We start from the raw sequence: 5,272 nt of genomic DNA, 5'->3' as shown, positions 1-5,272 counted from the left end.
CGCCGGGCCAGGAGTAAGGAAGGTGTCCGTCAGATCAGGCAGCCCCCGAAGCCCCGACCGAGACGCTCTGGAGCCGCCTTCACTACGGATTAGGGGCTGTGGGGGTGTGCGGTCAAGGGGCGGTCAGGCGGAGAGCCGGCGCTCGGCCTCCCCTTCGCGTCCGCTTTGCCGGACGACATCCGGTTCAGCGAAACGACATGAAATGTCAGCGGCGCGGGTCATCGGTGCGTCACCAGGCCTGCCGCCGGTCACGGTTGAGTCGCAGACCGTGCCGCAACCGAGCGCGCGGTACGGCCTGTCGCCAGCCACTGACAGTTCGCTGTCGTCCGACAGCGGGCTGGGCCGGTGTATGCCGGCGCGGGTCGTTGTCGGTGCCGTGCGGTATCGAGGAACGGACGGAAGATCACCGGCACGGGGGAGCAGCCATGAGCCAGGACCAGGACGACCCGCAGCACCCGGACCGGCCGGAGCGGAGCGACGGGCTGCCGGCCGCGAAGACGCGGACCGCGTTCGTCCGCGCCAAGGCCTACCCCAACGGCTCCACCGGCCCGCTGCGCCACAGCGTGCTGCAGGTGCTGGGCGTGTTGAAGGTCGCGACGGTCAAGCAGACATGGCTGCTGGCGCAGCCGGGCCACGAGCAGCCGAACACAGTCGCGGGCGCGCTGCGCGATCTCGCGCTGAACAGGCTCACCGAGAAGCGCGGCACCACCTCCGGCATCCCGGCCCAGCCCCGAACCGCCCACACCGCCGACAGCGACACGGCCGCCACCGACGCGACCGGCGAGGCCGCCACCGGCGCCGGCGCCAAGCCGCTGCGCCCGGCGCGGCGCCGCCCGGTGCGGCCGGTGGGTGCGGGGGCGGTGATCTGGGGCCTGACCGACCTCGGCCTGGATGCCGCGAAGTCGACGCTGCCCTCCGGCCGGAAGGTGGGCGGCCGGGCCCGGTCGGTTGGCCGGACCACTGGCGCCCCGCACGCCATGGCCGTCAACGACACCATCGTCGCCATCACCTCCCCGGCGACCCCCGGCGAGCCGATCGGCACCATCGCCGACTGGACCACCGAAGCCCCGCACCCGCTGCCCGGCGACCGCGCCCAGTACGCCGACGCCGTCCTCACCGCACCCGCCGACAACGTCCCGCTGCTCCTGGTCGAGGTCGACCTCCACAACGAGACACCCGAGTTCATCGCCGCCAAGTTCGACCGCTACGCCGAGTACTTCGCCCTGACCTACAACGACCCGACGCACGACGGGCACCACAGCACCGCGCGGAAGCTGCCCCTCTGGCGGCGCACCTACCCGCAGGCCGGCCCCGGCAGCCTGCCGCCGATCGCGCTGGTCCTGGGCGGCGCCGGCCCCCGCGGGCTGAACAACCTCCTGAACAAGGTCATGGACCTCACCTACCGGCACTGGGCACCGCCGCGCCACGACCCGCTGGACTTCGCCGGGCGGATCCCGATCCTGGCCTGCCACCTCGACAGCCTGAAGCAGCGCGGCCCGTACGCCCCGATCTGGTGGCGCTTCGGCGCCCGCCAGTGGCAGCCCCTGACCGACGCGCTCGCCCACACCGAGTACCGCGCCCGCATCCAACGCCCAGAGGTACCCCAACCGGCCCCGCGGATGAACCACCCCGTAAGCGCCTGCATTCTTCAGCCGTGAATCCGCTTTCCAGTGCTCGCCAAACAAACGCATGAAGGCGCCGGGTGAATACCGTAAAAGCATCGCCAGTCCATCATTGACCCGGACTAATGAAAGAATCCGGAAGAAAGGATCCAGCACTGCGCGGAGGCTATTCACCAGCACGCAGGCCGCGCATTCGCGTGCCGCACAGGGTCCGGCCGACGGCCCGGAACAGACGGAGGGGCGGCCCGTCGGCCCTTGCGAGGCCCGGGGCCGACCTTCCCCGCTCCAGCACGTCCCCGAGCCCCGGGCGGCAGCCGGGCGCGGGACAGCTGCACGAGGCCGGCGGCATGTTCGCCGGCCCCTGGGGCGCTCCAGCGCCCGCCTGACTGCGTACCCGACTGCGTTCCCCACTGGGCGCCCGACTGCGTACCCGAGTGCGTGCCCGTACCATCTACACCGACCGGGACATCCCAGCAGCTCAGCGGGCCAATCAAGGTGCCCGGCAGCCATGACAACCCCCTCTCTGCGCGCCCTCTCGCGGAAAGCCTGGCCAGGGAACAGGTGGATACGGGTTGGGGGTGGGTGGTGGTGTGGGGTGGTGGGGTTGGGAGGGGCGGGTGGGCGCGCATCGGTGGCCCTGCCCGCGCTGCGCCGGCCTTTCTCGTAGCAGGCGCCCGGCCGGGGCCGGTCGCGCAGGCGGGGCCGCCCGGAGTCCTGGTGGCGCGGCCCGTGCCGGACGACATCCAGTTGTCAGCGAAAACGACATGAAGTGCCAGCGGCGCGGGTCATCGGTGCGTCACCAGGCCTGCCGCCGATCGCGGTTGAGTCGCCGGCCGTGCCGCAGCCGAGCGCGCGGTACGGCCTGTCGCCAGCCACTGACAGTTCGCTGTCGTCCGACAGAGCCGGTGTAGCGGCCTCCCGCCCCGGGCAAGCAAAGGCACAGCGCTCGAACACCGGCTCACTGCAAGCACCGGTTCGTGGCGCGCGGACACGGGCGGGGCACAAGCGGTTCACACGCCCGGCCCGCCCGAAGGGCGGCTGCCCCAGGAGGCGCCCATCCTCGGTACATGACGCAATTCATCGATGCCACGGTGTGCTTCACCGAGTCCGTAGATGCCGGGGGAAAGACGTTCGGCGGCGTCCAGGAGCTGAAGGTCTCGACCTCGGACGGGTGGCTCCGCGTGCTCGATGACACTTCGGACGAGCAGGTGATCTACACACTACCGGCCCGGAACGTTGCGTGGATCAAGGCGAAGCCTTTCGGCCTTGTGGACTCGGCCAAGCAACTGGTCGAGGATCTGAAGGCCAAGACGAAGTCCGGTGGAGCCACGCCGTAAGGGGAGCTGTGCGCCCGTCAGAGGAGTTTTCGGCCTGGTTGGACGCCATGCGACCCGTCCAGGCCCTTGCCGGCTAGCGCGCCGGTCAGAGCGTGGACGCAATACGAACGAGTCCTGGACGCCAACACGGTCAGCGTCCCCTGCCCGGACTGCGGCTCACTCGACCGGAACAACGGCGACGACGACACCGTCACCACGCACGAGGCGGCAGGGCCAGGTTCACAGCCCCCCCGACATCCGGTGCGGCCCGGAGGCCCGACTACCGTGGGACAGGGTATCGGGTACGTCGCAGGTCCGCTGCATCCCGGCCTCGGCCAGGTGCTGACGCTCGGCGGGGAGGTCCCGGCGGACCTGCTCCTCCGCGGCGGTCAACACGCGGTAGTACGTTCGCGGTCGTACCGCCTCGATCAGCGGCCCAGGGGTGCCAACCGGGCCTGATCTCAGTCGAGCGCGCTGGCCCCGCCGACCCTGCCGGACCGACCGTCCACCCGCTGCTCCTGGGAGACGACGAAGTCGGCCAGGCCGAGCTGCGCCCCGACGGCTGGGCTGCCAGCCTCTACCACCTTGGCCGGGTCTGATTGTCCGTGCCGGGCCGCCCACGCCGGCCCGGGCGTGCCCCGTGCCCAGCAGCGGGACGTCTGGCGTCGTTCACAGCCGGTTTCTGCGGCTGAGTCGGTAGATCACGGTAGGTGATGCCCAGGATGATGCCCAAGGCTGCCCAGAGGCCGATGATGAGTCCGAGGCCGATGGCAGGCTCCCGAGCTGCCGCTGCTCCCGAGCTGCCGTTGCGCGCCGACTGGGCGGTGGTTGTGTGGTTGGCCGCGGGCGGGGGGCTTCGTCGGCGCCAGTGGATGCCGGCCTGCCCGGCAGCCGCTGCTACCAGTTGCGGTAGACGTCGCGGCGGTTGCCCGCGGCCAGGACCCAAACGATCAGACGGCCGTTGTTGACCGTGTAGACGATCCGGTAGTCCCCGACCCGCAGCCGCCACCGCGCACTGTGGCCCTGCAGGGCCTTGATGTCGAAGGCGCCGGTGTCCCCTTCGTCCAGGGCCCGTTGCAGCTCGGTGAGCCGGCGCAGGATCCGCAGGGCATCCGGGCGCGGGATCTTCAGCATCTCCCGCTGGGCGTGCGCGGTGAACCGCGTGACGTGCCCCACCGGGTCAGGCCCGGTCGCGCAGGAGCGCGGCCATCTCCTCGAGGGACACCGACCCCTCGAGCCCCTCGGCCTCCGCCTCGTCCGCCAGCCGGTTCAGCCAGGCCTCCTCGGCCGCCTCGGCCAGCCCGCGCAGACGCCGGTACTCGCGGACATCCATCACCACCGCCTCCTCCCGGCCCCGGCGCGTGATGATGGTCGGCGTCCCCTCCTGCCGCGCCCGGTCAAGGACATCGGCCAGGTGGCTGCGGACCTCCGCCATGGAAGCAATCACAGGCTCAGACATGCAACAAATGTAGCAGATGTACATCTGTTGCAGCCTGATGCGGGGTTGGCCGAACAGGGCGGGCACAAGCCCAAGGCTGGGCAGGAGAAGCGTCCTGCACCTGGACGCGGTCAGGTGGGTGCGGCTGCCGAATCCATCCGACCGTACCGTGCACGACGGACCCAGCCGGAGATGCCATCACCGTCCCACCAGCAGGGGACAGCCTCTCCCCGCCCGTCGGCGCCGGGACGACGAAACACCGGTGCACGCCCCCGACGACCCCGCGCGGAGGACGCCCAACCCAGTAGGCGCGGCCCGTGGCCCGGATTCTGTTCGACTCCCAGCTCAGGAACTGCCCCCCATCCGGCTGATGAGCCCGTCCCGGGTGATCCCGTGCTCCTGGCCCCAGTCCGCCAGGCGGTCCTGATCGACCGGATCGGGCAGAACCCGCTGCGCCTCTTCTGCTTCTTCCCAGTACCCGGCTCTTTGCAGTACGGCAACGACTTCGCTCCGGCGGTACACCACGATGATCATCTCGCTCGTCGAAACCCCCACACCCTTCACTGTCGGCCATGCCGCCGACGAAGTCACGACAGCGGGATCGCAGGTCCGTCCGCCGCGCCGGGCCCGGACCTTCCCGCCCTCGGACCCGCCAGCTCCACCTGCAGCCCCGATGACAGGCCCGCCGCCCGCGACCAGCTGAGGATCTATGCGCGACGCGACACCGCTCTGCTGCTGGCACAGGCGCGACCTGGCCGATCACCCAACGAAGGCCTGCCGTATAAATCTTCTGGTCCGACAGGGTCTGTCCATTGAACGGTGTAACTCGGGTGGGTTGAGTTAGCGGCGGCCGATGGAGAGTCGGCCGTCGAAGGCGATCTCGAAGGCGTTGAGCG

Annotated in this window: 7 protein-coding genes; 2 read left to right on the top strand and 5 right to left on the bottom strand. The window is 70.7% G+C overall.

Annotation, left to right across the window (positions count from 1 at the left end; genetic code table 11):
• Window positions 1-425 precede the first annotated feature (425 nt).
• Both ACFV0G_RS34635 and ACFV0G_RS34630 read left to right on the top strand, forming a co-directional pair.
• A complete protein-coding gene (locus ACFV0G_RS34635) occupies window positions 426-1,658 on the top strand; it encodes a replication-relaxation family protein (RefSeq protein ID WP_380556546.1) in 1,233 nt (410 codons plus the stop codon).
• Window positions 1,659-2,689: 1,031 nt separating this feature from the next.
• Complete coding sequence (locus tag ACFV0G_RS34630) at window positions 2,690-2,959, top strand: hypothetical protein (RefSeq protein ID WP_380556544.1); 270 nt, start codon at window positions 2,690-2,692, stop codon at window positions 2,957-2,959.
• Window positions 2,960-3,178: 219 nt separating this feature from the next.
• Here the strand turns inward: ACFV0G_RS34630 and ACFV0G_RS34625 are convergent, their stop codons facing one another.
• From ACFV0G_RS34625 to ACFV0G_RS34605, 5 genes are all read right to left on the bottom strand, one after another.
• Window positions 3,179-3,331, bottom strand: coding sequence for a hypothetical protein (locus tag ACFV0G_RS34625; RefSeq protein ID WP_380556542.1), 153 nt, complete (start codon window positions 3,329-3,331; stop codon window positions 3,179-3,181).
• A gap of 68 nt (window positions 3,332-3,399) precedes the next feature.
• Complete coding sequence (locus tag ACFV0G_RS34620) at window positions 3,400-3,522, bottom strand: hypothetical protein (RefSeq protein ID WP_380556540.1); 123 nt, start codon at window positions 3,520-3,522, stop codon at window positions 3,400-3,402.
• A 313-nt stretch (window positions 3,523-3,835) separates the two neighbouring features.
• Window positions 3,836-4,114, bottom strand: coding sequence for a type II toxin-antitoxin system RelE/ParE family toxin (locus ACFV0G_RS34615; RefSeq protein ID WP_380556538.1), 279 nt, complete (start codon window positions 4,112-4,114; stop codon window positions 3,836-3,838).
• Between the two features lie 4 nt (window positions 4,115-4,118).
• Window positions 4,119-4,397 carry a type II toxin-antitoxin system Phd/YefM family antitoxin gene (locus ACFV0G_RS34610; protein ID WP_380556536.1) on the bottom strand — a complete coding sequence of 93 codons (279 nt, stop codon included), beginning with the start codon at window positions 4,395-4,397 and terminating at the stop codon, window positions 4,119-4,121.
• 324 nt (window positions 4,398-4,721) lie between these two features.
• Window positions 4,722-4,910 carry a hypothetical protein gene (locus tag ACFV0G_RS34605; RefSeq protein WP_380556534.1) on the bottom strand — a complete coding sequence of 63 codons (189 nt, stop codon included), beginning with the start codon at window positions 4,908-4,910 and terminating at the stop codon, window positions 4,722-4,724.
• Between the last annotated feature and the right edge of the window lie 362 nt (window positions 4,911-5,272).

The organism is Kitasatospora sp. NPDC059571 (genome assembly GCF_042735675.1).
GTDB lineage: Bacteria > Actinomycetota > Actinomycetes > Streptomycetales > Streptomycetaceae > Kitasatospora.
This window is presented reverse-complemented; position numbering and strand designations above follow the sequence as displayed.

What these genes read in the sequence shown, in the direction of transcription:
- ACFV0G_RS34635 (WP_380556546.1), top strand. Translation starts at nt 426, where the DNA reads ATGAGCCAGGACCAGGACGACCCGCAGCACCCGGACCGGCCGGAGCGG.
- ACFV0G_RS34630 (WP_380556544.1), top strand. Translation starts at nt 2,690, where the DNA reads ATGACGCAATTCATCGATGCCACGGTGTGCTTCACCGAGTCCGTAGAT.
- ACFV0G_RS34610 (WP_380556536.1), bottom strand. Translation starts at nt 4,397, where the DNA reads ATGTCTGAGCCTGTGATTGCTTCCATGGCGGAGGTCCGCAGCCACCTG.
- ACFV0G_RS34605 (WP_380556534.1), bottom strand. Translation starts at nt 4,910, where the DNA reads ATGATCATCGTGGTGTACCGCCGGAGCGAAGTCGTTGCCGTACTGCAA.